The organism is Haladaptatus sp. DJG-WS-42, assembly GCF_037198285.1.
GTDB lineage: Archaea > Halobacteriota > Halobacteria > Halobacteriales > Halococcaceae > QDMS2.
Map to the genome: position 1 here is coordinate 735,124 of NZ_CP147243.1, position 25,799 is coordinate 760,922.

Annotated in this window: 22 protein-coding genes; 11 read left to right on the forward strand and 11 right to left on the reverse strand. The window is 60.2% G+C overall.

The features are described 5' to 3' along the window. Positions 1-98 precede the first annotated feature (98 nt). Positions 99-383 carry an antibiotic biosynthesis monooxygenase gene (locus tag V5N47_RS04155; protein ID WP_338729592.1) on the reverse strand — a complete coding sequence of 95 codons (285 nt, stop codon included), beginning with the start codon at positions 381-383 and terminating at the stop codon, positions 99-101. Positions 384-551: 168 nt separating this feature from the next. Here V5N47_RS04155 and V5N47_RS04160 point away from each other — a divergent pair, with 168 nt between their 5' ends. Then, complete coding sequence (locus V5N47_RS04160) at positions 552-1,397, forward strand: alpha/beta hydrolase (protein ID WP_338729593.1); 846 nt, start codon at positions 552-554, stop codon at positions 1,395-1,397. Here V5N47_RS04160 and V5N47_RS04165 read toward each other — a convergent pair. Then, on the reverse strand, positions 1,394-2,860 hold the full coding sequence (locus V5N47_RS04165; RefSeq protein WP_338729594.1) for a Na+/H+ antiporter NhaC family protein: 1,467 nt from the start codon (positions 2,858-2,860) through the stop codon (positions 1,394-1,396). The two genes, V5N47_RS04160 and V5N47_RS04165, sit on opposite strands and share 4 nt — an antisense overlap. A 233-nt stretch (positions 2,861-3,093) precedes the next feature. Between V5N47_RS04165 and V5N47_RS04170 the strand changes: the two genes are divergently transcribed. The 3 genes from V5N47_RS04170 (at position 3,094) to V5N47_RS04180 (ending at position 7,207) form a co-directional block, all read left to right on the forward strand. Continuing rightward, the gene (locus V5N47_RS04170) at positions 3,094-4,491 is read left to right on the forward strand and encodes an FAD-binding oxidoreductase (RefSeq protein ID WP_338729595.1); all 1,398 of its coding nucleotides are present in this window, start codon (positions 3,094-3,096) and stop codon (positions 4,489-4,491) included. A 138-nt stretch (positions 4,492-4,629) separates the two neighbouring features. Then, positions 4,630-6,072, forward strand: a complete 1,443-nt coding sequence (locus tag V5N47_RS04175; RefSeq protein WP_338729596.1) for a hypothetical protein — start codon at positions 4,630-4,632, stop codon at positions 6,070-6,072. A 70-nt stretch (positions 6,073-6,142) separates the two neighbouring features. Continuing rightward, entirely contained in the window at positions 6,143-7,207 is a 1,065-nt protein-coding gene (locus V5N47_RS04180) for a hypothetical protein (RefSeq protein WP_338729597.1), read from the forward strand. A 1-nt stretch (position 7,208) separates the two neighbouring features. On the opposite strand, the gene V5N47_RS04185 is transcribed toward V5N47_RS04180, so the two are convergent. The 4 genes from V5N47_RS04185 to V5N47_RS04200 all read right to left on the reverse strand — a co-directional run bounded on the left by V5N47_RS04185 (position 7,209) and on the right by V5N47_RS04200 (position 12,424). Continuing rightward, positions 7,209-8,054, reverse strand: coding sequence for an ion transporter (locus V5N47_RS04185; RefSeq protein WP_338729598.1), 846 nt, complete (start codon positions 8,052-8,054; stop codon positions 7,209-7,211). 42 nt (positions 8,055-8,096) lie between these two features. Further along, positions 8,097-9,284: an alpha/beta hydrolase gene (locus V5N47_RS04190; protein WP_338729599.1), complete on the reverse strand. Its 1,188-nt coding sequence runs from the start codon at positions 9,282-9,284 to the stop codon at positions 8,097-8,099. A 138-nt stretch (positions 9,285-9,422) separates the two neighbouring features. Then, positions 9,423-10,748 (reverse strand): ferritin-like domain-containing protein, encoded by a 1,326-nt coding sequence (locus tag V5N47_RS04195; protein ID WP_338729600.1) that lies wholly within the window; start codon positions 10,746-10,748, stop codon positions 9,423-9,425. A 161-nt stretch (positions 10,749-10,909) separates the two neighbouring features. Further along, positions 10,910-12,424, reverse strand: coding sequence for a phosphoenolpyruvate carboxykinase (ATP) (locus V5N47_RS04200; protein WP_338729601.1), 1,515 nt, complete (start codon positions 12,422-12,424; stop codon positions 10,910-10,912). 297 nt (positions 12,425-12,721) lie between these two features. Between V5N47_RS04200 and V5N47_RS04205 the strand changes: the two genes are divergently transcribed. Beyond that, positions 12,722-13,861 carry an FAD-dependent oxidoreductase gene (locus V5N47_RS04205; protein WP_338729602.1) on the forward strand — a complete coding sequence of 380 codons (1,140 nt, stop codon included), beginning with the start codon at positions 12,722-12,724 and terminating at the stop codon, positions 13,859-13,861. A gap of 142 nt (positions 13,862-14,003) precedes the next feature. Here the strand turns inward: V5N47_RS04205 and V5N47_RS04210 are convergent, their stop codons facing one another. Next, a complete protein-coding gene (locus V5N47_RS04210; RefSeq protein WP_338729603.1) occupies positions 14,004-14,669 on the reverse strand; it encodes a helix-turn-helix domain-containing protein in 666 nt (221 codons plus the stop codon). Between the two features lie 124 nt (positions 14,670-14,793). Between V5N47_RS04210 and V5N47_RS04215 the strand changes: the two genes are divergently transcribed. After that, the gene (locus V5N47_RS04215; RefSeq protein WP_338729604.1) at positions 14,794-16,359 is read left to right on the forward strand and encodes a fused MFS/spermidine synthase; all 1,566 of its coding nucleotides are present in this window, start codon (positions 14,794-14,796) and stop codon (positions 16,357-16,359) included. 15 nt (positions 16,360-16,374) lie between these two features. On the opposite strand, the gene V5N47_RS04220 is transcribed toward V5N47_RS04215, so the two are convergent. The 4 genes from V5N47_RS04220 to V5N47_RS04235 all read right to left on the reverse strand — a co-directional run bounded on the left by V5N47_RS04220 (position 16,375) and on the right by V5N47_RS04235 (position 20,990). Then, complete coding sequence (locus tag V5N47_RS04220) at positions 16,375-17,463, reverse strand: sulfite exporter TauE/SafE family protein (RefSeq protein ID WP_338729605.1); 1,089 nt, start codon at positions 17,461-17,463, stop codon at positions 16,375-16,377. A gap of 177 nt (positions 17,464-17,640) precedes the next feature. Further along, positions 17,641-17,943: a hypothetical protein gene (locus V5N47_RS04225; RefSeq protein WP_338729606.1), complete on the reverse strand. Its 303-nt coding sequence runs from the start codon at positions 17,941-17,943 to the stop codon at positions 17,641-17,643. A 137-nt stretch (positions 17,944-18,080) separates the two neighbouring features. Next, positions 18,081-18,275 carry a cold shock domain-containing protein gene (locus V5N47_RS04230; protein WP_332899843.1) on the reverse strand — a complete coding sequence of 65 codons (195 nt, stop codon included), beginning with the start codon at positions 18,273-18,275 and terminating at the stop codon, positions 18,081-18,083. A gap of 342 nt (positions 18,276-18,617) precedes the next feature. Then, a complete protein-coding gene (locus V5N47_RS04235; protein WP_338729607.1) occupies positions 18,618-20,990 on the reverse strand; it encodes an amino acid permease in 2,373 nt (790 codons plus the stop codon). A 157-nt stretch (positions 20,991-21,147) separates the two neighbouring features. Here V5N47_RS04235 and V5N47_RS04240 point away from each other — a divergent pair, with 157 nt between their 5' ends. The 5 genes from V5N47_RS04240 to V5N47_RS04260 all read left to right on the forward strand — a co-directional run bounded on the left by V5N47_RS04240 (position 21,148) and on the right by V5N47_RS04260 (position 25,459). Continuing rightward, positions 21,148-21,999 (forward strand): alpha/beta hydrolase, encoded by an 852-nt coding sequence (locus tag V5N47_RS04240; protein WP_338729608.1) that lies wholly within the window; start codon positions 21,148-21,150, stop codon positions 21,997-21,999. Between the two features lie 655 nt (positions 22,000-22,654). Beyond that, positions 22,655-23,092, forward strand: coding sequence for a CPBP family intramembrane glutamic endopeptidase (locus V5N47_RS04245; protein ID WP_338729609.1), 438 nt, complete (start codon positions 22,655-22,657; stop codon positions 23,090-23,092). Between the two features lie 338 nt (positions 23,093-23,430). Beyond that, the gene (locus V5N47_RS04250; protein WP_338729610.1) at positions 23,431-23,691 is read left to right on the forward strand and encodes a hypothetical protein; all 261 of its coding nucleotides are present in this window, start codon (positions 23,431-23,433) and stop codon (positions 23,689-23,691) included. Continuing rightward, positions 23,678-24,073 (forward strand): E2/UBC family protein, encoded by a 396-nt coding sequence (locus V5N47_RS04255; protein ID WP_338729611.1) that lies wholly within the window; start codon positions 23,678-23,680, stop codon positions 24,071-24,073. The genes V5N47_RS04250 and V5N47_RS04255 overlap by 14 nt, the downstream gene beginning before the upstream one ends. A gap of 228 nt (positions 24,074-24,301) precedes the next feature. Continuing rightward, a complete protein-coding gene (locus V5N47_RS04260; protein WP_338729612.1) occupies positions 24,302-25,459 on the forward strand; it encodes a ThiF family adenylyltransferase in 1,158 nt (385 codons plus the stop codon). Positions 25,460-25,799 lie beyond the last annotated feature (340 nt).

Sequence of the window (25,799 nt, forward strand, 5' to 3'; positions counted from 1 at the left end):
AGAGAACACCCTCGCGAGAGGGGCAGGTGAGTACCACAAGGTGTGTGACGCGGTGAATCGGTCTGCAAACTGGTAAAATTCGAGTGTGGGCGCAGTGACTACGATGCGAAGTGTTCGACGTGGTCTAAGTACGAGATGTCGGGTTTGCCAACGACGCCTGCACGCTCCATGACCTGTCGCAGATCGTCTGACTCCGCGAAGGTGCGCGCGTGGTCGTCCGTATCGAACTCCATGAGGATGGTCACCTCGTTCGTGTCGTCGTCGCTGCAGAACAGTTCGTGGCTTCGTTCCCCGCTTTGTTTTCGCAGTTCAGCGTGTTGGTCGAACTCCTTTTTCCACGCGTCATAGTCCTTTACCCGGTGATGGACGAGCATGTGTGTCATGTGTGTCACCACAAGAAGGTACGCTGAGTGGAGAGAAATACGCCGTGCACGGAAAGTCGGACACTCGCTCCGCCGGGATGGTCAGTGCGGGACACACGACCGGAATGGCGAACAAGACAATTCGACTCAGCCCCCACGCCTTTGCCCTCGTGTGTTGAATGCCCACACATGCCTCGAACTGACGAGTTCGTCACCGTCTCCGGCACCGAAGTGCACTATTCGTCGTGGGGGGACACCGACAAGCCGCCTGTCGTGTGCGTCCACGGCCTCTCGCGTGTAGGGCGGGACTTCGACCCGCTCGCCCGCCGACTCGAAGACGACTACTGGGTGGTGTGTCCCGACATGCCCGGCCGCGGCCTGAGCGAGTGGCCCGACGACGACGCAGCCTACGGCCCGGAGGCGATGGGCGCGCTGCTCGTGGCGTTCTGCGATGCGCTCGACATCGACGAGATGCGGTGGGTGGGTACCTCGATGGGCGGGACGCTCGGCATCGGCCTCGCCGCAGGCCCGCTCAAAGAGCGCATCACCCACCTCGTCGTGAACGACGTGGGACCAGCCCCCGGCGACGACGAGGGCGCAGACGAGGGAGTAGACCGCATCATCGAGTATCTCACGAACCCGCCGTCGTTCTCGACGTTCACCGACTTCGAAGGCTACTACCGCGAGACGTACGCGACCTACAGTGAGATGACGGACGCAGAGTGGCGACGATTTACGCGTGAGTCAATGCGCCGACTCGAAACGGGGGAGTTCACGCCCGCCTACGACCCGCGGGTGGTCGAACCGCTGCTGACCGCAGAGCCACCCGAAGACCCGTGGGCGATGTGGGAGGCGATTCGTGCGGACATCTTCATCATGCGCGGGAAAACCTCGGACATCCTCGCCGCAGAGACGTTCGAAGAAATGAAAGTGCGCCAGCCAGAGGCAGAATCACTCGAAATCGACTCGGGGCACGCCCCGTCGCTGAACACGCCCGAGCAGATTCGGCCGATTCGCGAGTTTTTCAGGGATTAATCGGCAGGCTGTGCCGTTTTCGTTCGCGTCGTCCGCTCGGGGAGACCCCACCCCGTCGCCGCGATGGCGAACAGGATGAGCGGCGAGAGGAAGCCAAAGAAGTAGTACGGGGCGTAGCCAGCGAGGCCGAAGCTTCCGGCGAGCGTCGGCACGCCCGTCGCTTGGGCCATGAACAGCGCGCCTGCGTGCCACGGAATGAGTGCGCCCGTTGGCGTGCCAGCGGCTTCGATGGCGCGTGAGAGGTCCTCGCTGTCGAGGCCGTATTCTGCGTACACGTCACGCAGGGTGAGGCCGGGGACGACGATGCTCATGTACTGCTGAGAGGTGAGCAGGTTCGTCACGATGGCAGCCGCGCCCGTTCCGGCGACGAGGCCGCCGACGCTTGCGACGCCGTTCGAGAGGTGGTAGGCAAGGACGGCGAGGACGCCCGTGCGTTCAAGCAGGCCACCGAGCGAGAGCGCGGCGACGACGACGGTAATCGTCCACGCAGAGCCAGTCAGCCCGCCGGTTGCGAGCAGGCCGTTTACGAGTTCAGAGCCGGTTTCCGGCGACGTGCCGTTCATGAAAATCGTCCACGCGCCGGTGAAGGATGCGCCTTGGACGACAATGGTGGTCAACACGCCAGCCAGTACGCCTGCGATGAGCGTTGGAATCGCCGGGTAGCGTTTGAGTGCGAGGCCAAAGGTCACGAGCAGCGGGAGGAACACGACGGGGCTGAGTGAGTAGGTGCCCGCCAGTGCACCCTGAATTTCTGCGATTTGACCTGCGGGGATAGCGCCCTGAGAGCGAAGGCCGAGAATCGCATAGCCCACGAGCGCGAGCGAGAAGGCGAGGAGGGTGCTGTTTCGCATCGCCCGGATGTGGTCGAACAGGTTCGTGTTCGTGACCCCTGCGGCGAGGTTCGTGGTGTCAGAGAGCGGCGACTGTTTGTCACCAGCGTAGGCTCCCGACAGGATTGCGCCAACGGTCATCGGCGCGGGAACGCCGAGGCCGGCACCGATGCCGACGAAGGCGACGCCGAGGGTGCCTACCGTGGTCCACGACGAGCCAATGGAGAAGGCGACGACGCCCGCGAGCAGTGCGGTTACGGGCAGGAAGATGACGGGCGTGAGCAGGTCGAGGCCGAAGAACATGAGTGCGGGGATGGTTCCGGCGCTGACCCACGTCGCAATCACGGCGTAGATGACGAAGATGATGAACAGCGCCTGTTTACCCATCAGCAGGCCGCGGGTCAACCCTTCTGCGAGCGCGTCCCAGCTAAAGCCGAGGTGGTAGCGTGCCAGCGCGCCGACGAAAATGATGCTCCAGAGCAGCGGGACGTGCGGCGAGAGTTGGAGTACCGCAGAGCCGATGCCGAGGAACACGAGCACGGCGAGCACTGGGAGCAGCGCGATACCGAGTGATGGTCGCAACTCGGGGTCGATGTCGTCGTACCCGAGCGGCGTGAACGATGGTGAACTCATTAGCAGGCCGTATGCAGATAGCGCATAAAATACCTTTGAATTATACACACAGAGCATGAGTTGTGGTGGCATTTCTCACGAGAACACCCGCCATAAAAACAGAACAAGACTGAAAAGAGCCACAACTTATTCCCCAGTATCCACGGACAGAACCGAATACTAACCGAGAATCCAGAGTGTATGACGAGGAAGCAACATTCTATTTCCCCGTATCCAGCGAAGTATTATGGGCTATGGCAGTACGAGAAGTGCGTATCAACGAAACAGCGATTGAAGCGCTCGAAGTGGGGTTCCGAGGGGAATTGATTCAGCCGGGCGACCCGACTTATGACGAGGCGCGGGAAATTTGGAACGCAGCGATTGACAAGCGTCCCGGACTCATCGCGCGGTGTGCGGGCGTGGCGGACGTCATCGCGGCGGTCAACTTCGCCCGCGAGCAGGATATTTTGGTGGCGGTGAAGGGGGCCGGACACAACATCGCCGGGAACGCACTGTGTGACGATGGGTTGGTCATCGACCTTTCGGGGATGAACGCAGTACGGATAGACCCCGAGGCGAAGACCGCACGGGTCGAACCGGGCGCAACGCTCGGTGATTTCGACCACGAGGCCCAAGCGTTCGGGCTTGCGACGCCGCTTGGCATCAACTCGACGACGGGCGTGGCGGGCCTCACCCTCGGCGGTGGCTTTGGCTGGCTCACCCGCCAGTACGGCATGACCATCGACAACCTGCGGTCGGTTGACCTCGTCACCTCCGCCGGGACGTTACTCCACGTGAGCGACGCAGAACACCCCGACCTGTTCTGGGGCATCCGCGGCGGCAGTGGCAACTTCGGCATCGTGACCTCCTTCGAGTTCGACCTTCACGAAGTCGGCCCCGAAGTGCTGTGTGGGCCGCTTGTCTACGACGCAACAGACGCAAAGCAAATCATGCAGAAGGTTCGGGAGTTCAACCACGACGCCCCCGACGAACTCTCGACCTGGATCGTCCTGCGACAGGCGCCACCGCTCCCCTTCCTCGACGAAGCAGATGTCGGCAAGGATGTCGTCATCGTCGTCCCGTTCTACGCGGGCGACGTGGCCGAAGGCGAGAAACTCATCGCGCCGCTTCGTGAACTCGGCACGCTCCTTGGCGAACACGTCGGACCAGCCCCGTACGATGCCTTCCAGCAGGCGTTCGACCCGCTGCTCGAACCTGGGCTTCGCAACTACTGGAAGACGCACAACTTCGAAGACATGAGCGACGACGTCATCGAGATGGCCATCGAATATTCCTCGAAGCTCCCGACTCCGATGTCGGAAATCTTCTTCGCCCAGATGGGTGGCGCGATGTCACGGGTTGCCGCAGACGAGACGGCCTACCCGTACCGCGACGCGACCTACGTGATGAACGTCCACACGCGCTGGGACGACCCCGCGCTCGACGACACGTGCAAGGCGTGGGCGCGTGAGTACTACGACGCGCAAGCACCATTTGCCCAGGGCGGGGCATACGTCAACTTCATCAGCGAGAGCGAAGGCGAAGAAGCGCTCGCATACGGCGACAACTACGACCGCCTCGCCGAACTCAAGAAGGCCTACGACCCGCACAATCTGTTCCGGGTGAACCAGAACGTGAAGCCACTGGCCTAAGTCAGGGTTTATTTTCACTCCACAGGTCACGTTTATGCGGGCGGTCGCACAGCAGGCAGAAATACTCAGAATAAAAGACAGTGTGGAGAACAGTAATTTTATCGTTCTCTCCGCCCTGTATAGTGTGGTGATTTGCCGATGCGTACCAGAAAACTCCTGAGTCTGTTGGTGTTGGGATTGCTACTGACTGGTACAATCGGTGCTGAAAACGCGCTCGTTGCGACCCATCGGACGGTCCTCGACCCCGGCTTCGTCAAGCAGAGTCTCGCAGAAGAAGGCGGCTACGACGTGCTTTCGACCGCGGCCATCGAAACGCTCGGTGGCCCGGCCGCAGGTGAACTGAACAACAGTGAGATGGGCGTCCTCGCGTCGCTCACGGCGGAAGCCTACAGCGAGGCGTTGCTCGACCCGGCGTACCTTGAGGGACAAACGAATGCCAATATCGATGAGACGTACGCCTACCTCCACGGCGATGCGGCAGAACCGCGGCTTGCGATAGACCTCGCCCCAGCGCAAGCGTCGTTCGCAGAAAATCTCGAATCGAGCATCGTTGAGACGCCGACCGCAGACCTCGTGGGCGACCTTGATTTTGCAGACACCGCGTTCCCCCTCGACACTGCGCTGTTGAGAGACGCAGAGACGAGTGAGGCAGGCTTCCTCGCCGCGCGGGCCGAGCTGCGTGAAACCGTGCGCGAACAGGTTATCCAACAGGCAGTCGGACAGGCGTTCGAGACGGCCACGGACGACCAGTTGCTCGCGCTGGTGATTGCGAACTACGACTCAGATGACTACACGGCGACAGAGAAAGCACGCGAGGTCGAGACTCGAAGGTCGGCTATCGAAGCCGCCCTGCGCGAGCGCATCGAGGCAGACGACGAGCGCGTCGAGGCGCTCACCGACGAGGCACTCGCTGAACTGGAGACGCAGGCTGTCGCCGCGGTCGAAGCTGCTGTGCCACCCGAAGAACTTGACCCGGCGCTCGTCGCCGCCACGACCGACCTCACGGCGGTCGTCGTCACCGGCCTCACCGACGAGGACGTGACGTACAACGCCTTTACCGCAGCCCTCGTGGACGCCAAAGCGACCCTTGCACAAGCGATCGCCACGGAGATGAACGAACAGCTCGCTGCCGAACTCGGCGGGACGGAACTCGTCCTCACTGAGGAGCTGCCAGCCGAGTCCAAGCAAGCGTTCGAAAACGCCCGCACGGTCGTCACCGTCCTCGACCGCGGTGTGGTCGTCCTCGCGGGCATCAGCCTCGTGTTAGTGGGACTCACGTGGTTTGCTGACCGCTCCGGTGTGACATTGCTCTCCACCGTCGGCGGGGCGTTCGTGCTCGCCGGGGGCATCTCGTTCGCCCTCGGGTCGGTCGCCAGCACACAACTCGGTGCGGCGATTGCGAGCAGCGACGGTCCAATCCCGGCGTTTGCAGACCTCGTTCTCGCGCTTATCGGGCGGGTGACGAGCGTGTTCACGGGCCAGTCGCTCGTGCTCGTCGGCCTTGGCCTCGGCTGCATCCTCGGGGCTGTGGTGTTGCACTATCACGTCGATTCGATAGACCACTTGAACGCCGCCACGTAAGTCACCGCGCAGAGAGCAGTACAGACTAGCTATTTTGTCCGTGCCAGCGTCTCTCTAGGTGGGATGGGGAATGGCGATTAACACACCGAGTCCACCACGAGGTGGCGACACGACGATTCCAGACGCACTGACTGCGACCACGTTCCTCGCAACGACGGATGGGGGTATCGCACGGGCCAGTTTCGAAGACAGCGGGTGGACTGTCTCACGCGCGCTTGTCACCAAAGACGTGCGCTGTCTCGCGGTAGACCCGACCACTCCGGCGATACTGTACGCCGGGACGCAGGGAGACGGGGTGTACCAGTCAGTAGACGGCGGTGAGACGTGGGAGGCTCTCGGCCTCGACGGCGTGGTCGTGAAATCGCTCGCAGTGAGTCCACACGACCCGGCGGTCATCTACGCCGGGACGAAACCGGCGTCCATCCACGTATCGAGAGACGGTGGGCTGACGTGGACAGAAGCCTCGGGCTTTGGAAAGATACCGGGCCGTCGACTCTGGTTCTCACCGGCCGAACCACCGTTCGTGACGGCGTACGTCCAAGAGATTGCTCTGTCGCCAACCGACCCGGACCTCGTCCTCGCAGGGATTGAATTCGGTGCGGTCGTGAGAAGCACCGACGGTGGCGAGACGTGGACCGGACACCGGCCGGGAGCGATTCGTGACTGTCACAGCCTCGCGTTCCACGCCACCGACGGCGACCGCGTGTACGAAGGTGGTGCTGGGTTACGGGGCCGGGCGGGAGCCACGAGCACCGACGGCGGAGAAACGTGGATTGCCCCGACGAACGGACTCGACCGGTCGTACGGCTGGGCGGTCGCGGCAGACCCAGAAAACCCAGCGACGTGGTACCTGTCGGCTTCGACAGGACCGTTCGCGGCCCACGGCGAAGAAAACGCTCGCGCGTACATCTACCGCTGGCAGGACGATGGGCCGTGGGAGCGACTCTCCGGTGGCCTACCGCAGCCGTCGTTTGCGATGCCCTATGCGCTCCGGACGCTTCCGGGAACGCCGGGCTTCGTCGTGGCGGGGATGAGCGATGGGGTGGTCTGGTACTCGGCTTCGTACGGTGACGCATGGGAGCGACTGCCCTTCTCGCTCGGGTCGATTCACCGGTCGCTCGTGCTCGCGCGCTGACTCACTCCCGCGAATCGTACTGCTGGTAGATGACGTGCCCACACGCCTTACAGTGGGAGGCGTCTTTGTCGTGATAGGCGAGGCCGCAGTTTTCACAGGTGACGTTGACGCGCTCTTTGTACGTCCACTCTTTGACGATGCGACTCGCCTGCCACGGAATGATGATGATGCCGATGATGATAGCAGAGACCGTCACCCAGCGCCCGGCGTTGGTGACGGGTGTGATGTCCCCGAACCCGACGGTCGTGAGCGTGACGACGACGAAGTAAAAGGCGTCGCCGAAGTTGTTGACCGTCGGATTCAGGTGGTGTTCGAAGCTGTAGAACAGCCCGGCGGTGACGAAGAAGATGGTCACGACGGTGAGCGCGAGCTTCATCGCCCGGAGCGTCGAGAGCGACACCGTCCCGAAGAAGAACTCTTCGTCTGCGGTAAATCGGTAGAAGCGAAGCGCTCGCATCACCCTGAGTACGCGCAGGAAGCCAACGTTGAGCGCGACGAGTTCGACGGTTGGAAACAGAAAGATGAGCAGCGTGGGCGCGATGGCGAGCAAATCAACTATCGTGTAGGGGTTGAGTGCCTCCGCCAGTCGATTTCGAGCGCTGTAGAGGCGAAGCAGGTACTCCCCGAGGAAGACGAAGCTAATCGCCACTTCAAGCTGGAACAAGATGGGCAGGTACGGCTCCGCGAATGCGTAGGTTTCAACGATAAACAGCGCGATGAAGACGAGAATCAAGGAGAGGAGTGCGACGTCTACGGTCTTTCCGGCGACCGTCTGGTGGTCAACCAGATAGAAGCGAACCCGCTCACGAGACGTGAGCCCATCGACCGCCGAGGCGTGACCAGCCATACACCTCTGTAGCCTTCCGACGGATAAATAGCATGTTCCCATTCAGGCGAGGGTGTCTGCGACCCAGTCGTAGATGACACCGTGGGCAAGCGGGAGGTTGCCGAGCTGGCAGTGGTCTGCTGCGCCTTCGTGCTCCTCGAACACGCGGAGGGTGGTCGGCCCGGCAACCGCGTCCACGAACTCGTAGGCAAGCGGGAGGGGAATCAGGTGGTCGTCCGCTCCGGCGAGCGCGAGCGTCGGGCACGTGATGCGGTGGGCCACGTCGCTGAGCGAGTAGGCTTTGAGCGTGTCGAGCAGCCCCGCCATGTCCGTCCCGAACACCCATTGCGCGTTCTGGCGCTGCCAGCGCGACCCGGCATCGACGCGCGCAGCGAGTGCGGCGACGCCGTTTACGAGCGCGCCCGGCAGGTACGAAAAGAGGCTTGCGACGGCTTCCTGTCCGTAGGCAGACGCCGCCCAGAGGTCATAGCAGTGGTCGAACGCGATGCACGCCGTCACTCGGTCGTCGAACGCGGCGGCGCGGGGTGCGTAGAAGCCGCCCATACTGACGCCGAGCAGTGCGATTTTCGAGGCATCGACGACTGGTTCCGTCTCCAGAAAGTCGATGACCGGCCCCACAACTGTTTCCCAATTCGTGCGCGCGCGCATCGACTCGTATCTGAGCAAGTCACCCTGTCCGGGGCCGTCGAATACGAAGCAGGCGTAGCCACGTTCGAGCGCCGCAGGCACGCCACACAAGAAGTAGAGTTCCTCTGCAATCGAATCAAACCCGCCGAGACAGACGAGCGTCGGGTGGGGTTTCTCGCTGTCGTCTGGCGCGAACAGATACCCCGAAATCGCCGTGTCCTCGAAGGGAACCTCGACCGCTTCGACGGGCGTATCGAGGAAGTCGAGCGCCGCCCGGAACGTCTCGCGGCTTCGTTCGTAGGTGGGGATACGTCGTGCGTCGTCGCCTGCTAAGAAAAATTCGGCCGTCCGGTAGTAGGTGTGCGCCCGGAAGAACGCGCCGCGAGCGGTTTCGTCGCGCCCCTCGTCACGAGCGCGCTCAGCTTCGCTCGCCACCCGGTCTGCGGTTCGTCGCCACTCGGTGTGCCACGACTCGAAATCGCCGTCCTCGATGCGGTCTGCAGTGGCGAGACACTCACCGAGCGCGCTCCCCTCGTAGGGCGCGTACGCAGTGGCTCTGAGCGTCTGGTAGTCAAACGTCTTGTCGGCGAAATGAACGCGCATACCGTCTCTACACGTCACTGAAGCAAAATGATTCGTGAGCGAGTTCACAAACCGAAAAAGGGTGGCAACGTGGCATGGTGGGGGCCACGTCGCCGGGATGGCACACAGGTGGTCGCGGTGGCGACCGGGTCGGGAGGATTACTCCGCTACGATGAACTGACCGGCTATTTCGACCACCTCCTCCATGCCTTTTGGCTGGTCAACCGCCGCCGGGAACGGGTTCGCCACGTTGAGTTCGTTCAGGAAACTCGCGTGGCGCGCCTCGACGCTATGGATGCCCGCGGCCGCGGCGAACACGTCGTCGTTCGAGACGGAGGGTGCCGCGCCAGCGTAGGCGGCGACGCCCGTGTTCTCAAGGGCTTTGCCAACAGCGAGGAACTCCGAAGGGGTTTCGTAGCCGAAATCGTAGGTTGCCTCTTCGACGGGCGTCCCGCCAAGCTTTTCGATGGTATCCGCGATAGCCGTCACGTGGGCGGCCTCGTGCTCACCAATCGCCGCGAGGCGGTCTGGCACCGTCATCCGGAGCTCCGCGTCGTAGTCAGAAAGGACGCTCGCGCTGCGGAGTTCGTCCGCGCTGAACGTCTCCAGCCCTTCGCGGTAGAAGACAGCCTCTAAGTGTTCGAGCGTGAGCGCGTAGTTCAGGATGTCCACGTCGCTCGTCCCATCGTCTTCCTTGCGCATTGGCGTCGCCATCGAATCACCGCGCGAAAGCGCACTGCTGTCGTTCGGATTCTCGGTGATGAACTGGCTCGCAATTTCGATGACCTCGTCCATCGACTTCGCCTCGTCTACGGCCTTCGGGAATGGGTCAGACGAGTTGACGAGGTTGAGGAAGCTCGCGTGGCGGGCTTCGACGCTGTGAATGCCGAGCGCAGCGGTGAGCACGTCGTTGTTGACAATGGACGGCGCGGCACCCGCGTAGGCGGCGACGCCCGTGTTCTCGAGCGCCTTGCCAACGGCGAGGAACTCCGTGGGCGTCTCGTAGCCGAAGTTGTACTCGGCTTCTTCAACGGGTGTGCCACCGAGTTGCTCGATGGTGTCTGCGATGGCCGAGACGTGGGCGGCCTCGTGTTCGCCCGTTGCTTTCAGGTACTCTGGAACCTGCATCCGGAGAGTCTCACTGAACTTGCTCAGCGCGTCAGCCTGCATGAGTTCGTCATCCGCGAACTCATCGAGGCCGTCACGGTAGAACGCGTTCTCTAAGTGCTCGAGTGTGAGCGCGTAGTTCAGGATGGCGACGTCTGGGTTGGTGTCCACCGACCCGTCTTCGGTCGTTGTCATGGTGCCTTCGGTCGTCGTCATGCCGCCGTCTTCCGTGGTCGTTGTGGTCATACCGCCGCCGGATTCGCCACCGCTCATACAGCCAGCGAGGGCGACGCCACCGATGCTGGCGATAGTTCCGAGGATGGTGCGGCGCGAGCGGAGGGCGCGACGGTCAGTCGGGGATGGTTCGGAGTCTCTCATAGTGCGGTATCTGGACGGAGCGCGAATCGACACAAGAGGATTTGCCGAACTGCGACAGCACTGATGCCAGAGTCTCACCCAAATTCGTTCGAAATTGGCCGCAATCGATGGAGACTGCTGTCGCTCACTGTCGAGAGAACGAGAGAAAAAATGCAGAGAGATTAGTAGACGGCGTCGAGAATCGCGCTGTCGAGGTCGTCGAACTGCGTCAAGTGGGCGAGGCGCTCGCCGCGCAGGTCAACGTTTTTCTGCTCGAAGTCTTCGACGTGGTCTGGGACGTAGAACTCGGTAATGTCGATGCCCGGAACGTTCGTCGGGATGGTGAGGCCGGTCTGCTCGTCACGTTCCCAATCGACGGTACCGCGAGCGATTTCACGAAGGATGGTGACGGACTCGGTCACGCCAATGTCCTGTGCGTTCGCGCCGATGTGGCCCGTGTTGAGGACGTAGCACTCGACGCCGAGGTCGGAGACGAGTTCGCGGAAGCGATTGCCTTCCTCGCCTTTCGAGCCGATGATGAACGGGTTGGTGCCGACGACGCGAATGGACTCGCCCGCTTTCGATGGGTCGCCTGCGCTGGTCTCGATGGACTCGCCAAGCATGAACGCGACGGCGGCCTCTTCGGGCGTGAGTTTGGCGACTGGCGGCATCACGGGATTGCGCGTGATGAAGAACACCTGGTCTACGTCAGGCAGGTCGATGTCTGCGTCGGCGGAGGCGAGTTGGTCGCGGACGATGATGGCCCGGCCGTTGCTCGTGTGGAGGTCAGAGTCGAAGTCAACCGTACCGTCTGTGTCGACATCGACGTTTTCGAGGATGGCCGATTCGTGGGTGACGGCGTCGTACATCGCTGGCTGTTCGTCCGCGTCTAACCCGATGGTTTTGACGAACAGGCCGTTGCCTTCACTGCCCGCGACGGTGCCGTCGGGGAGGAGCGCACACACGTCGTCTTGGAGCATCGAGGCTTCCTCGTCGTCGTCGAGCCAGAGGCCGTGGGCGGTGAGCGTGGACTTCCCCGTCGCAGAGAGGCCGAGGAACAACTGGCCAACGTCGTTCAGGGCGCCGTCGTCTCCTTTGAGGGTGACGCGCTTGCTGCCCGCGTGGAGGCCGAGGCCACCTGCCTGCTTTGCGTAGTACATGTGCAGGCGCAGGAACGACTTTTTCGCCTCGCCGGTGTAGTCGCTGCCGAGAACTGCGGTGAAGCCTTCGTCAGGGAGAATACGAACGGCGATTTCGTCCCACGCTGGAAGCTGGATGGTGACGAAGTCGGGTTCTGCTTCTTCGGTGACTGGTTCGAACAGTTTCGCCCACGCGAGTGCGATGCGGGCGAATTCTTTCTGGACGTACAGACGGCAGCGGTAGGAGTGGTCCGTGTGTCGGCCCATCATACGGTCGACACAGATCATTTCCTCCGTTTCTGCGTACTCGGCGGCCGCTTCGAGGTAGGCGTAATCTTCGTCTTCGAAGTCCGTGTCAACGGCGTTTTTGGTCTTGTCTGCGTTCCGCGAGCGTTCCTCGCTCACGTAGGACGGCGACCCAAACTCGGTCGTGATTTCGTCTCCGCGCGCAAGCTCGCGAAGTTCGTCGAGCGATGGGTTATAGAGGACGTTGTCTGCCTCTTTTGGATTCGGAAGTGCTGTTTTGAGCGACTGGGCTGATGTAGCCAGGTCCGTCATTATTCAATCAACAGGAGTTGAACGCTATAACTATACAAGGTTCACGGCCGATATCGTTAGCAAGAGAGTGTGTAACACCCGAATACGGACGTCTACTGAGATTGGAAGTTGCGGACTGAATCGACCCGCTTCGCGGGAAATCGAACACGATTGTTCGAGAATTACTGAACGTTTGTGAGCGAAAGTCGTGCATTATTAGAGAAATTCGATAGAATCAGTCGTGTGTGTCATCGCCACCCGCCCGCGTGAAAACCGACTTCCCGTAGCGTTTTATTGCACCTCGCCTTGTGTCCACACATGTCACGCAGTGACTCTCGTGTGGTCGTCGTCGGGGCTGGCGTCTCTGGGCTGGCGATCGCCCGCGAGTTGGCTCCCGACCACGACGTGTTGGTGTTCGACAAAGGCGGCGTCGCGGCCGATACCTCCTCGCGCGCGTCGGGGATGATTTCGCTCTCGCTCGAACCGTTCCCCGACGAGTGGGCGACGTTCGCGCTCTCGCAGTTTCACGACCTCGACGGCCAGGGAATCTTCACGTTTACCGACCGCGACACCGTCCGCCTCGTCCCCGAGGAAGACGCAGAAAAGTACACCGACCAAGCGCCCGCGGGCGGGGAGTACCTCCCGAAAGACGAACTTCGCGAGCGCTATCCTGACGCCTTTTCCGACCTCGCTGCCTACGGCGGGGCGCTCCATTACAACGGCACGGGCTACTTAGATGCCCTCGATTACACCATGACGCTCAAGTGGGCCGCAGAACAAGCGGGCGCGGCCGTCTTCCGCGACCACGAAGTCACCGGCCTGCGCGTCGAAGACGATTCTGTGGTTGGCGTCGAGACCGAGTACGGTCCTGTGGACGCAGACCACGTCGTCTACGCGACGGGCTGGAAAACCCGTGACCTGCTTTCTGCGTACGTCGAACTCCCGGTCAGGCCGCTTCGCTGGAACGCCGTCGTGGTCGAACCCGACACGCCACTTCCAGAAGCCGCGCCGATGGGTTCGGAGCCAACGATGCGCGTCTACTGGCGCACCACCGACCGCGGCGACGTGCTCATCGGCGGGAACGAACACCTCCTCTCAGACCCCGAAGGGACGGAGATGGGCGTCGAAGAAGAGTTTAGAGAACTGGTGATGGAGCGCGTTGGACCCCTGCTCGCCGGTGTCTCGGCGGGAACCATCCGCCGGGAAGACTGCTGTCCGACTGCCGATTGCGCTTCGCCCGACGGCCTGCCGATTATCGACGCGCCCGACGACGTGCCAGACGGCCTCGTGTTCGTGACGGGACTTCACGGCCGCGGGGTCATGCTCTCGCCCGTGACTGGCCGGGCAGTTCGGTGTCTCGTGACCGGCGAAGACGCCCCGTTCCCGATGGAACCGTTCGAACTGGCGCGGTTCGAAGACCGGTCGCCTGACTTCGAGTATCGGAGCCACTGGGACTAATCTCCCGCCAGCCACGAAGTGAGCGACAGAACGACGGGGTAGTTTTTCAGAGCGGGTTCAGCCCAAAATCGAGGGGCAGGGGCGACACTGTGAGGGCTACGAACTCATCGACGCACACAGCAATGGGTGACCAGCAGGTGAGCTACGGCTCAGTCTCGTCAACGTTCCCGATGACGAGCGTGTCTTCGACGAGTGACTTTAAGCCACGGCGCAGTCGCTCTGAGAGGGCTTGGTGAGAGACCCCGAAGTCGGCTGCGAGGTCTTCGAGCGAGACTTCTCGGGGGATTTCGAAATACCCCTGGTCGACCGCACGGATGAGCGTATCGTACTGACTCTGTGTGAGGCCATATCGTCCGACGGGTTCGTCGTCGAGTTCGCGAATCGAATGAATCTCAAACGAGAGGTCTGCTTGTTCCGAGAAATCGAGGTTCTCAGAGAACTTCTCTCGATTCGGGTACATCACCCGCAGATTCCACCGATCACCGCGACCATAGGCGTTCAACACCGTCGCCTCTGCGTCCGTGAGCATATTGAGGAGTAAGATGATTTGCTCTACCCACTCCATGCGATAGAGAAACTCATCGCCCAAGTCGGCGAGCTGTGAGATGGATTCGATGCTGTCGTCTGCTTCGAGAAGCGACTCTAGCTTGTCTTTTTCCATCCCGCGGAACCACACGAGCGGCATGACGGTTTCGTGCCCGCTCTGGACGATTCGCTCAACGTCAATCTCGACATCTAAATCAGAACGCAGTACGTGCGAAAGGGCGAGCTCAGTTGCGGGAATCGAACCCCGCACAATCACGACCATAGGTGTCCGTTTCCCGCAAGTGAGTTAGGTGTATTTGCCACACGCATCCACACTCACAGCGGTGTCGATGAAGATGTGTCTAGTGGCTGTATCCTTAATGCCACTCTGCGCGTAGGACACAGGAATGGTCGCCCTTCGAACCCGACTGCCGCCACCCCCTGCAAAGCCCGAACTCGCGGTGTTCGCCTCCGGAATGACCAGCATGGGATTAGAAATTCTTGCTGGCCGAATGATTGCCCCCCAGTTCGGGAGTAGCATCTTCACATGGGGGAGCATCATCGGTGTGTTCCTCACGGCGCTCAGTTTGGGCTATCTACGCGGTGGTGCCTCTGCGGCGAGCCGCGCTTCAAACCGGCGGCTGGTACGGCTGTTGCTCGGCACCGCGCTCTACGTCGCGGTAGTGATTTTCGCGGGCGATACGCTGTTGCGCGCCTCGACTGCGTTTCCGCTCCCGAGCCGGTTCGCGTCACTTCCGGCCATTCTCCTCCTGTTTGCACCGCCGACCTACCTGCTCGGGTTCATCAGTCCGTATGCGGCCGAACTGTCCGACAAACAGAGCACTGGGGCCGCCTCGGGGCGGGTGTACGCGATTGGGACGGTGGGCAGCATCATCGGCGCGTTCGGGACGACGTTCATCCTCATCCCGTCGCTTTCCATCGACCAAATCGGCCTCGTGCTCGGGCTGATCGCCGTTCTCGCCGCCATCCTCATCGCCCGGCCCATGACGACCGACCAAGCGTTCGGGAGCACGGCGGTCGCGCTCGTGCTCGTCGCCGCGGCCGGAAGCGGCCTTGCGGGACTCAGCATCGAGGGACGCATCGTCTACGAGACACAGACGCCGTATCAAGAGTTACAGGTCATCGACTTAGGCGACACGCGCACGCTGTATCTCGACGGCCAGCGACACAGCGCGATGGACCTCTCTGACCCGAGACGCCACGTCTTTGGCTACACGCGCTATTTTCACCTTCCCTTGCTGATGAACGACGACGTTGACAACGTCCTGTTCATCGGCGGCGGCGGCTTCACCGGACCAAAGCGGTTCGTTGCTGACTACAACGTGACCGTCGATGTCGTCGAAATCGACCCGGAGGTCATTGCCGTCGCAAAAGAGTACTTCGCGGTCGAAGAATCTGAGCGGCTTCGCATCCACAACATGGACGGCCGCCAGTATCTGCGTGAGACCAACGAGACGTACGACCTCATCATCTTAGATGCCTACCAGAAGGATAAGGTGCCGTTCCAGTTGACCACCGAAGAGTTCATGCGGCTCGCAGAAAGCCGCCTGAGCGACGACGGCATCCTGTTTGCGAACATCATCTCAGCGCCGAGTGGGTCGGCCTCCCAGTTCTACCGCGCCGAGTACAAAACCATGAGTGCGGTGTTCCCGCAGGTGTACAGCTTCCCGACGGTCGATGCCACCGTCATCCAGAACATAGAGGTCATCGCCACGAAAAACGCGACCGTGCTCACCCGCGAGGAGTTGCTTTTGCGGAACAGCGAACGCGACATCGGCATCAATCTCAGAAACGAGATTCAAACCTACCGCGCGAGCGAGAACACGGCTGGCGTGCCGTTGCTCAGAGACGACCAAGCGCCGATTGACAGTCTGCTCGACCCGCAGGTTGGCCAACGCTACGTAATCCAAGAGGGCAATCGCACGAATACGACCGCAACCGCAACAGGCTAGGCGAAAGTCGGCCGGTTAGAGCCCGCCGACCGAGATGATGAACAGCGCGACGGAGATGGCGGCGAACAGCACACCAACGCCCTTTTTGATGATGCTCGTATCGAGCCGCGAGGCGACGTAGGGTGCAATCTGGCCGCCGGTCACGGTTGCGGGAACCGTCCAGACGACCATGTTCCACGGCGTCGAAGCGAGGTCCATCGCGTGGCCGCCAATGATGCCGCCACCGAAGACGTGGACGAGCGAGGCGAGCACGGCCGTCAACGCGACGACGATGTGGTTCGTCCCGATGGCGACTTTCACAGGAATCTCAGAGCGGAGCATCGAGATGATACCGAGTTCGCCAATCCCGAAGCCAGCGAGACCCTGGAACACGCCGCCGATGCTGTAGTTGCCAAAGCGTTCGAGGTAGCCAGAGCGCTTGTAGCGGAAGGTGTTACCGTCGCGGTCGACGCGCGTGACGGTACCGTCGTCTGCGATCGTGACGCCCGCCGGACCGAGTTTGTCGTCGTCGTCGGGGAGGCGCGTGCCGCCGTCTGCACTGACCTCGGCATCCGTACCCCCGTGAGCGCTGTCGGGTTCTTCGTGGCTCAAGTCTGCTTTGAACAGCAGGTAGGCCGCCACGACGAGTGCGAGGCCGAGCAGGAACTGGAAGATTGGCTCTGGAATCACGAACGACAGGAGCGCGCCGCCGATGACGAACGGCACGGAGCCGCCAACGAGCGTGAGCGCGAGTCTGCGGTCGACGAGTCCGTACTGGATGAACGCGAGCGCGGAACTCGACAGGCCAAAGGACTCGCTGATGAGGCCAATCTTCACGATGGTTTCCGGTTCCAACGGGAACGCGAACACCGGGAAGATGAAGATGAGAAACGGCACGAACAGCGCAGAGCCGCTGATTCCGACCGTGTTCACAATCGTGGCCCCGAGGATGAAAAACGGGAACAGCCACCAGTATTCGAGCCAGTAGCTCGTTCCCGCATCTGTGGGGGTCGGGGCGGCGAAAAACACCCCGAGAATGAACAGGACTGGTGCGGCGAACACCAGAACGTGTTGATACTTGAGGAAGGTTCGCTTGAGTGCGCTTGCGTCCGGAGCCTCGCTCATGTGGGTGCTCGGGTGCCAGTGGTTCAGCCGTAAAAGAAGTTTTCCTTGAGAGGTGGCAGTATTCTCCTCTTGAGGGGGTGAGCGGCCGGAATTCGGACGAATTATCATGTAGAGTACAGGGGTGGGATGGGCAGACATACCGCATAAAATCGAGGTGTAAACAGCCGGAGCTGTGTGTCAACACTGGCGAGAGCCATACCGGCCACCGGCAATCCAAAGCCCGATGAGAACGAGTGCGAGGAGCCCGAGTTTGGTCGCAGATGAGCGGCGGTTCACACCCGGAGGGGTGGAGACAACAGCTTCTCCGTCCCCCTCGGTAGCGCTCGGTACAAAGATGCGACCCGCGACGAATGCGGCGAACTCCGTCGCCTGTAGCACCGTTGCAGTGTGCCCCCGTTCTGACAGCGTGGCACCAATGTGCGCTGCGATTTTCGCGGTCTGTCCCTGCCCGGTTGCGTACACGATGAGAAACGACGCCATGCAAAATCCCGCAGAAAACTACACTCGCGGAGCTAATAAATGAGAATTCGATGAGAGTGCAGTCGCTCGCAGGTCGAGCAGTGTCTGAAAGAAACGAAGTATGTTGCTGTCGCCCAAAGGCGACTGTTAAATCCGAATTACGCGCGAACGATGTTCGTTGCGCGTGGGCCTTTTGGGGCCTGTTCGATGTCGAATTCGATCTCGGTACCTTCCGTAAGGTCCTCACCGCCGACATCTTCCATGTGGAAGAAAACGTCGTCGTCAGACTCGTCCGTCGCGATGAAACCGTAGCCGCCCGTGTCGTTGAAGAAATCAACTTTACCGTTTGCCATTACAACTCTACAAAAACCGAGCATACGGATAAGAGTTGTGTATTTGTATTCAAAAGCCGCGTTTTGCTGGACAAATATCCTGTAGAAGAATGTTTTTGCCCGAATTTGTAGCGTGCATCGAACGATTGCCGATATTGTGTCCGTTTCAGCACATTGTGCAATGGGTTCTGTGGCATCCACAGTTCCCAATTGGATAGAGTCGCGTCAACAGCCCACACGGACGCTGACGCGACGGTTTAGCAGCCGGGAACGGAACACGAGAGTCGATAGCGCAGCCCCCGTCCGGACCGTGGCGACCGCCGTCGCAGGTCCTGAATAGTGTCGCTCTGACAGATTCCCGCGTCACCGACGGCCAAGAAGGTCGCCAAGCCGAGAGGGAACGTCCAACTTCCGTTTGGTCATGATGACGGTGTTCGGGGTTCGTTGACCAACCGCCTCCGGCACCGCGCCAAAGAGAAGGCGCTGGAAGAACCCTTCGCGGGTCGCGCCGATGATGGTGAGGTCGTGGTTTTTCGCCTCGGTGACGATGCCATCGGCAACGTCCGCGTTCTCGACGAGTGCCGTCTCGACGGGCGTGTCCTCGAAGGTCGCCGCAGCAGCGTCCAACAGCGCCAGAGCGCGCTCGCGCTCTTCGGCATCGGCACGCGGGTCGATGACGTAGATGACGCGCGTGACGGCGCCCGTGGCATGCGAGATGGCCCGCGCAGTCTCTGCGGCAAGTTGTGCGTGTGGGCCGCCCGCAGTCGGGAGTAAAATCGAATCGACCACCCCGTCGGCCCGTGGGCCGATTTTCTCGACGTACACGTCGCAGTCGGCATTCGTGATGACGTCATCAACGGTCGAACCGAACACCACGTTCCGCCGACTCGACCAGCTCCCCCGCCAGCCGAGGATGACGGCGTCGCTCTCGTTTTGGCGAATCGTGTTGAGAATCGCGTGAGAGGCGTCGTGACTGACCCGAACGACACCGCTCGCCGGAACGTCCCACTCGCCCGCGAACTCGATGGCCCGCTCTAACACCGCCCGGCGCTGTTCTGCCAAGCGATGGCCGCTCGAAAGCGGCGTCTGGTGTGGCACGGTGACGGCGCTGACCACGAACACCTCACCGTCGTTCTCTGCGGCGAGCGTACACGCGGTGCGCATCAGCTGTTCGATGTTCGCGGGGTTGGCGATGGGGACGACGACTTGGTAGCCGCGTTCCGGTCTCGCCGCCGTGTAGTCGGCGATTGCCGTGGGCGTCTCTGCCTCGATTCGCTCGAAAGAGGGCGCTCTGTCGATGACAGCGAACCAGAGGCCAACACCGATGACTTCCGCGACGAGGCCGATGGCAAAGCTTCTCGGTTCGACGTTCGCGAGCAAGACGAGGTTTGCGAGAACCGCCAGAATCGGCACCCATGGCGCGGCAGGCACGGTAAAGGGGCGTTCTAACTCGGGGAACTTGCGCCGGGAGGCGATGATAGCGAGGTTCACGATGGTCAGCCCGGAGAGGAGCAAGAAATTCGCAAATCCAGCGAGCGTTTCGAGGCCGAGGTGGATGCCGAACGGTTGGTTGGCCCCCTCGTTTCCCGGCATGCCGCCGAAGATAACGGTGAAGATGATGACGTAAATGAGGATGAACACACCCGTCAGCATCACCGTTTTGTACGGCGTGTTGAGCCGTGGGTGGAGTTGTTCGAACTGCCGGGGGAGATGGTCGCGCCGTGCCATCGCCAGCTTCACGCGCGAGCCAGCCATAATCGTCGCATTTGCCGCAGAAAGCATCGAGAACAGCGCGCCGACGATGACGACGTAGAAGCCGACGCTCCCGAGGTAGTACTGGGCGGCGAGCCCCATCGCCACCTCGCCGTTTTGGCCCACGAAGTCACGGGCAGCGTCGCTCCCACCCAAGGCGAGTTGGTCTGAGAGAAACGACAGGAAGCCGACGTCGTTGACGGCGATGACGATGACGAGCACGACGAGCGTGTAGATGACCGTGACAAAGCCCATGCTGAAGTAAATCGCGCGGGGTACCGTCCGGGCGGGCGACTGGATTTCCTCTGCGTTCGTCGCAATCGCCGAGAAGCCGAAGAAGGTGATGAACACGAGCGCGCTCGTCAGCCCGATGTCTCTGAACTGGGTGATGTTTTCTGCCATCGACGCCGTGATGGCACTCGAATCGAGCGCTTGCAATCCACCGTAGAGAAACAGCACGATGAGAACGATTTTGAGCGCGGTCACGACGATTTGGAACGTGTTCGACTCCTCCGTGCCTTTGAGGTTGAGGCCGACGAGCAAGAGGAGAATCACGACGCCAGCGACCCAGAACGGGACTGCTTCGGGGATGTTGAGGACGGGGTAGATGAATCGGAAAAACCACTCTGAGAAACTCGCGAGATAGAAGGCAGCGCTTGCGGGGTAACCAAGAATCATCGTCCACCCCATGATGTATGTGAGGTCGGTGTCGAACGTCTCTGCGACGTACATGTAGCCGCCGCCACTCTCTGGATAGATTGAGGAAAACTCGCCGTAGGCGGCCGCGGTAAACGCTGCGACGATGGCCGCGAGCAGGAAGGCGACGATAGCGGCGGCTCCGACCTTGCTCACTGCAAGCCCAGAGAGGACGAAAATACCCGCCGCAATCATCGTTCCAATCCCGATCGCAGACGCCCCGATGAACCCGATTTGACGGTCAAGCTTCTCCTCAACCACTCTCTCGGGCGTAGATTCCTGACTCATGGCACTCGTCGTCTGGCTATCGGTGATAGCCAACCTGGAGAATACCCTGTATTACGAACCCAGAGTATAGATAGGTTCTGTGACGTTTTCGTTCGGATACGTGTTCGCGACGAACTGGTGAACAACGGCTATCGTTCCAACAAACGTACTGAGAGAGATGACTCCGCCCCACGCAGAGCCGCCCGAGGGACACGCCACGCTCAAAACCGGTTACGTGACCGTGGATGGCACCCGTCTGTTCTACCGGACCGCCGGACACGGCACGCCACTCGTATTCGTGCACGCGGGCGTTGCCTACAGCCGACTGTGGAACGAGCAACTCGACGTATTCGCCGACGACTACCGCGCCATCGCATACGATTTGCGGGGGTTCGGCCGGTCGAAGCTTCCGCCGAAATCCTATGCCCACCACCGCGACCTCGCCACCGTGCTCGACGCGCTCAACGTCGAATCCGCCCACCTCGTCGGCGCGTCGATGGGCGGAGCGGCCGCCCTCGATTTCACCCTCACCCACCCACACCGCGTCAAGAGTCTCACCCTCGTCGCACCGGGCCTGAGCGGGTGCGAAGTCACCGACGCACAACTCCGCACTCGCTGGGACGAGGTCGAAGCCGCGTTCGAGGCGGGTGATTTTGAGCGAACCGCGACCATCGAGAGCGAGATGTGGCTGTCCGGGCCGTCGCGGGCGCTCAACGAGGTGGATGCAGAGAGTCGGGAACTGGTTCGGAGAATGCTCCTCCGGAGCTACGAGCTGTATACTGATGATGCGACGGAAGAGGAGTTAGAGCCACCCGCGATTGGCAGGTTGGGAGAGGTTGCGGTTCCTGTGTTGTTGATTTCGGGGACACTCGATGCGCCCGTCATGGAGGACACTGCGGCGGTGTTGGAAGCGGGGTTGGAAGATGTGCGGGTTGAAATGATTGCAGGGGCAGCGCATCTGCCATCGCTTGAGAAATCGGGGGAGTTCAATGGGTTGCTGAAGGACTTTTTGAATGCGATTGCTGAGTAGCGGGTCGCTCGGTTGTAGAAAATAGGTCGGTCAGGGTCTCTCTGCAGGTGGGCGAATTTTCTCAGTATTGCGGTTCGAAGTACGCCTTACCACGCACGACTCGTAGTCGATCCACAGAAAAGCACGTCCTCGTTTCAAATTCACGACCGTGGCACGCATTCTTTCAGGTAGGGTATCGGGTGGGATGGGTGCTCCCAGAACGTCCCGCTCAGCACCTATAAGCTATCAGTAGTCGAACTAGCGGTGTGAAAACCGGAGCCCCATCAGCCGACTCCACGGGTGTTGGATGGAGAGGGGTTGTCGCGTTCCTCGTGCTTACGTTCGGGTTTTCGTGGGGGATTTGGGTGCCACAAGCACTCGTCGCTGAGGGGTTCATAGAGAGTGTTCCAACGCTCCCAAGTATCGGCGCTTATGGCCCGACCGTCGCCGCGTTCGTCCTCGTGACGTACGCAAACGGGTTGACCGGGGCAAAACAGCTCGCGGTGCGAGCCGTACAACTGGATTTCCCGAAGCGTTGGCTCATTCCTGCACTCGTTCTCGCCCCGGTAATCGTGTTCCTCTCGCTTGGGGTTGCCGTCGTGACTGAAACGACTCCGTCGTTCCCGTGGACCGGGAACCTCGTCGTCCTCCCCATCGCGTTCGTGGCCATCTCTTGTTGGGCGGTCCCATCCAGGAGGAGTTCGGCTGGAGAGGATACCTGCTTGGGCCATTGCAAGAACGGTTTACGGCACTCGGCGGGGGTGTTGCGGTTGGGCTCATCTGGGCACTCTGGCACGTCCCACTCTTCTACATCCCGAGTGAGACGATTTACTATCAGAGTTCGTTCGTCGGGTTCACCGTCTCGATAACCCTGCTCTCGGTCCTCATGACGTGGGTGTACAACAACACGAACGCGAGCCTCCTGCCCGCACTGCTCTTCCACGCGACGTGGAACTGGTCACAGGGGATGTTTCCAATTCTCGAATCCGACCCGGCGAGCCTCACAATGGTCGTACTGCTTGTCGGTACGACCGGCGCAGTCGTTGCGTACTGGGGGCCACGGCGACTCCTTTGCGCCGACGATTCTGTGGCCACACACGCGCCTTCGCGATAGGTTTCTGCAGCTTCGTCACGGTACTCAGCGGTTGTGATTGCGGTTTTCAGGGTCGAATTCAGTGTTGAGAGCTATTGGGTAGAAAGCAGGCCTCGGCACACGAGCCAGTGAATATTACCGACTCGCTGAACTATTTATAGAAGAAGACTTGGTTTTTACTCAAATAGACATACGGCGCTACGATATCTCGAGGAATGCGCCCTATGTAGCGGAATACTCTGAGCCTGCTCGCAACCGAACTCGCTACGGACTCGACAGAGATTCCAAGACGAGATAATCCCGTTTCACTTTCACTCTGGTTTGCAGACACTTATTGTCTGACGCACGCATGACAACATATGAGCGATAAAGGAAATTCCCTTGCCAACATCAAGGTGAACAAAAAGCCCATCAAAGACCTCGACAGCGAAGTTGTGACAGCTCGAGAGATCATCAGTGCCTCCGGCCGAGACCCCGACGAGGTCGATGTCTTCCAACTCGAGAATCAGGGAGACGAAGACGGCGACAAAGTGGCACTGTCCACGGAGTTCGACCGAACCGAGAAGCCCACGAAAACGCTCTTCTTCCGAGCGGTTCCTCAGCGAAATGTCGGCTGCTGAGTTCCCTCCAAAGCTCCAACAAGACGCCGAGTATCTTCGGAAGGAAGGATACGACGTGGAGCTAGAGCGAGAAGGGAACAATGTCTATGCGCTGTTCCACGAGTTCCAGCTACCTGAGGGGAAATACAACAAGCAAACGGTGACTATCCTACAACCAGTCCCGATTCCATATCCTGACGGAGAGATGGAGATGTTCTGGACCGACGAAGACATTCGGACCACAAATGGAGAGATTCCTGAAAAGGCAGGTACGGTAAACTCCTATTTTGGTGAAAAATGGCGGCGGTTCTCGTGGCACAGAAAAAAGAAATGGGACCCTGCTACTGACGACCTGATAGACCAGGTCTCATTCATCGAGCAGCGGTTCGTCGAACACGACTAATCCTACCTCACGATGAACAAACTAGCCATCCTATCAGAGCCATGGTCGCATATTCAACAGCACATGACGAGAGAGTTTCCGGACGAATCTGGAGGCTTTCTTCTCGCGCGTGCAGTAGAAACAGAGAGCGGAGTCCGACTTGTCGTAGATGAAATCATAGACCCGTCCGAGGGAGACGATAGATGGCGACTGCAAAACCAACAGCAGCTCGCCCCTAGTGGTGAGTACATGAGCAAGACCGCTGCACGGGCCGATAACACTGGTCGAATTCCCGTATTCATCCACAACCACCCATCAGGAACGCTGAAAACGTTTAGCTACGCCGACGATTGGGCGCACGAAGCTTGGGCACCGTTCTTTGAGGAAGTCGGGCAAAACGGCTTCATTAGTGTCCTTGTTGCAGGCGATGGTGACAACATCGAGGCCGCCATTGCAGATGTTTGGTCCGAGGGAGAGCAATACGAGGTCGACACCGTCACGATTGCCGGGGAGCAGTTTCATCGCTCAGTTCGGGCAGTTGTGGACTCAGACTCCCATCCCTCTAATCCTCAGATGGACCGCCAAGAACGGATGTGGAGCGAGTATGGGCAGGCGCTCTTAGAGAACTCACGAGTAGCAATCGTAGGTCTGGGTGGAACGGGAAGCGCCGCTGCAGTCCAGTGCGCTCGTGCAGGTGTAGGCGAACTTCTGCTGGTAGATTATGACGATGCCGAGGAATCGAATTTGAATCGGCTCTACGGACTAACACCCTCGCAAGCTGAAAATGGTGCCTCAAAGACGGATGTAGTAGCTAGACACCTGCAATCAATTTCTGGTGTTGATATCGAAACCATTGATACAGAGATTACGGACTATCGAATTCTACCCACTCTTCTGGATGCAGATGTCATTCTCGGCTGCACCGATTCCGAGCAGAGTCGAGCGTATCTGAACAAACAAGCCCTTCTCTACGGAATCCCCTATGTCGATGTTGGCTGTGGACCCGAGGCGAACGAGGGAGAGGTGCTTTCGCTCTGGGCCGAAGTCCGTCGCGTTCTCTCGGGCGGTCCGTGTTTGTTCTGTATGGACGCCGTCGATTCCCAAGCAGTAGGCGGAGAAGGACTTCCAGACGAGGCACGAGAGGATGCACAGCGTGATGAGTATCTCCCAGACGATGTCATTGAGCCGAGTTTGGTAACGATGACGACGACAGCAGCCTCAATGGGTGTTACTCAAGCATTCGCTCTGCTCGTGTCACAACCAATCTACTGGGATCCACAGCACGCTATCGATGTCTGGTCGGGACTCAACCACATCGAAGTCAAAGAACCACAAACCGGCTGCGTATGCCAATCCGACCAGTGGGTCCCTCATCAAGCTTCGTTAGTAGACTGTAATCTGTATTGACCCTGTAGACAGGTCTGAAACTTCGACTAGCTCCCTCTGGACGCTATTGCATCAGAAGTCATCCAATGCCCGTTGGTATATTTCATATCGGTCTGCTACGTGAGCAGCACCTTCTGAAACACCTTCTTCACAGGACTCCTGATAGTACCTAAGCTCTCGCCCAAAGTTATCAATTCCAAACGCGCAAATGAGTGCGACTTCTGCAGTAGAGATTGCAGAGTAGGCTAACAGTCGGATTGCCCTGTCGATGAACTTGATGTAGCCCGGCCCATACAGCCGGCTGAATATTCCGCCATGTTCGTAGTTGGCCCATTCTCGGAGTAGTTTGAATACGTGGTAG

Excerpts from the sequence above, each read along its gene's own strand:
- V5N47_RS04155 (WP_338729592.1), bottom strand. The coding sequence starts at position 383 with ATGACACACATGCTCGTCCATCACCGGGTAAAGGACTATGACGCGTGG.
- V5N47_RS04160 (WP_338729593.1), top strand. The coding sequence starts at position 552 with ATGCCTCGAACTGACGAGTTCGTCACCGTCTCCGGCACCGAAGTGCAC.
- V5N47_RS04165 (WP_338729594.1), bottom strand. The coding sequence starts at position 2,860 with ATGAGTTCACCATCGTTCACGCCGCTCGGGTACGACGACATCGACCCC.
- V5N47_RS04170 (WP_338729595.1), top strand. The coding sequence starts at position 3,094 with ATGGCAGTACGAGAAGTGCGTATCAACGAAACAGCGATTGAAGCGCTC.
- V5N47_RS04175 (WP_338729596.1), top strand. The coding sequence starts at position 4,630 with ATGCGTACCAGAAAACTCCTGAGTCTGTTGGTGTTGGGATTGCTACTG.
- V5N47_RS04180 (WP_338729597.1), top strand. The coding sequence starts at position 6,143 with ATGGCGATTAACACACCGAGTCCACCACGAGGTGGCGACACGACGATT.
- V5N47_RS04185 (WP_338729598.1), bottom strand. The coding sequence starts at position 8,054 with ATGGCTGGTCACGCCTCGGCGGTCGATGGGCTCACGTCTCGTGAGCGG.
- V5N47_RS04190 (WP_338729599.1), bottom strand. The coding sequence starts at position 9,284 with ATGCGCGTTCATTTCGCCGACAAGACGTTTGACTACCAGACGCTCAGA.
- V5N47_RS04195 (WP_338729600.1), bottom strand. The coding sequence starts at position 10,748 with ATGAGAGACTCCGAACCATCCCCGACTGACCGTCGCGCCCTCCGCTCG.
- V5N47_RS04200 (WP_338729601.1), bottom strand. The coding sequence starts at position 12,424 with ATGACGGACCTGGCTACATCAGCCCAGTCGCTCAAAACAGCACTTCCG.
- V5N47_RS04205 (WP_338729602.1), top strand. The coding sequence starts at position 12,722 with ATGTCACGCAGTGACTCTCGTGTGGTCGTCGTCGGGGCTGGCGTCTCT.
- V5N47_RS04210 (WP_338729603.1), bottom strand. The coding sequence starts at position 14,669 with ATGGTCGTGATTGTGCGGGGTTCGATTCCCGCAACTGAGCTCGCCCTT.
- V5N47_RS04215 (WP_338729604.1), top strand. The coding sequence starts at position 14,794 with ATGGTCGCCCTTCGAACCCGACTGCCGCCACCCCCTGCAAAGCCCGAA.
- V5N47_RS04220 (WP_338729605.1), bottom strand. The coding sequence starts at position 17,463 with ATGAGCGAGGCTCCGGACGCAAGCGCACTCAAGCGAACCTTCCTCAAG.
- V5N47_RS04225 (WP_338729606.1), bottom strand. The coding sequence starts at position 17,943 with ATGGCGTCGTTTCTCATCGTGTACGCAACCGGGCAGGGACAGACCGCG.
- V5N47_RS04230 (WP_332899843.1), bottom strand. The coding sequence starts at position 18,275 with ATGGCAAACGGTAAAGTTGATTTCTTCAACGACACGGGCGGCTACGGT.
- V5N47_RS04235 (WP_338729607.1), bottom strand. The coding sequence starts at position 20,990 with ATGAGTCAGGAATCTACGCCCGAGAGAGTGGTTGAGGAGAAGCTTGAC.
- V5N47_RS04240 (WP_338729608.1), top strand. The coding sequence starts at position 21,148 with ATGACTCCGCCCCACGCAGAGCCGCCCGAGGGACACGCCACGCTCAAA.
- V5N47_RS04250 (WP_338729610.1), top strand. The coding sequence starts at position 23,431 with ATGAGCGATAAAGGAAATTCCCTTGCCAACATCAAGGTGAACAAAAAG.
- V5N47_RS04255 (WP_338729611.1), top strand. The coding sequence starts at position 23,678 with ATGTCGGCTGCTGAGTTCCCTCCAAAGCTCCAACAAGACGCCGAGTAT.
- V5N47_RS04260 (WP_338729612.1), top strand. The coding sequence starts at position 24,302 with ATGAGCAAGACCGCTGCACGGGCCGATAACACTGGTCGAATTCCCGTA.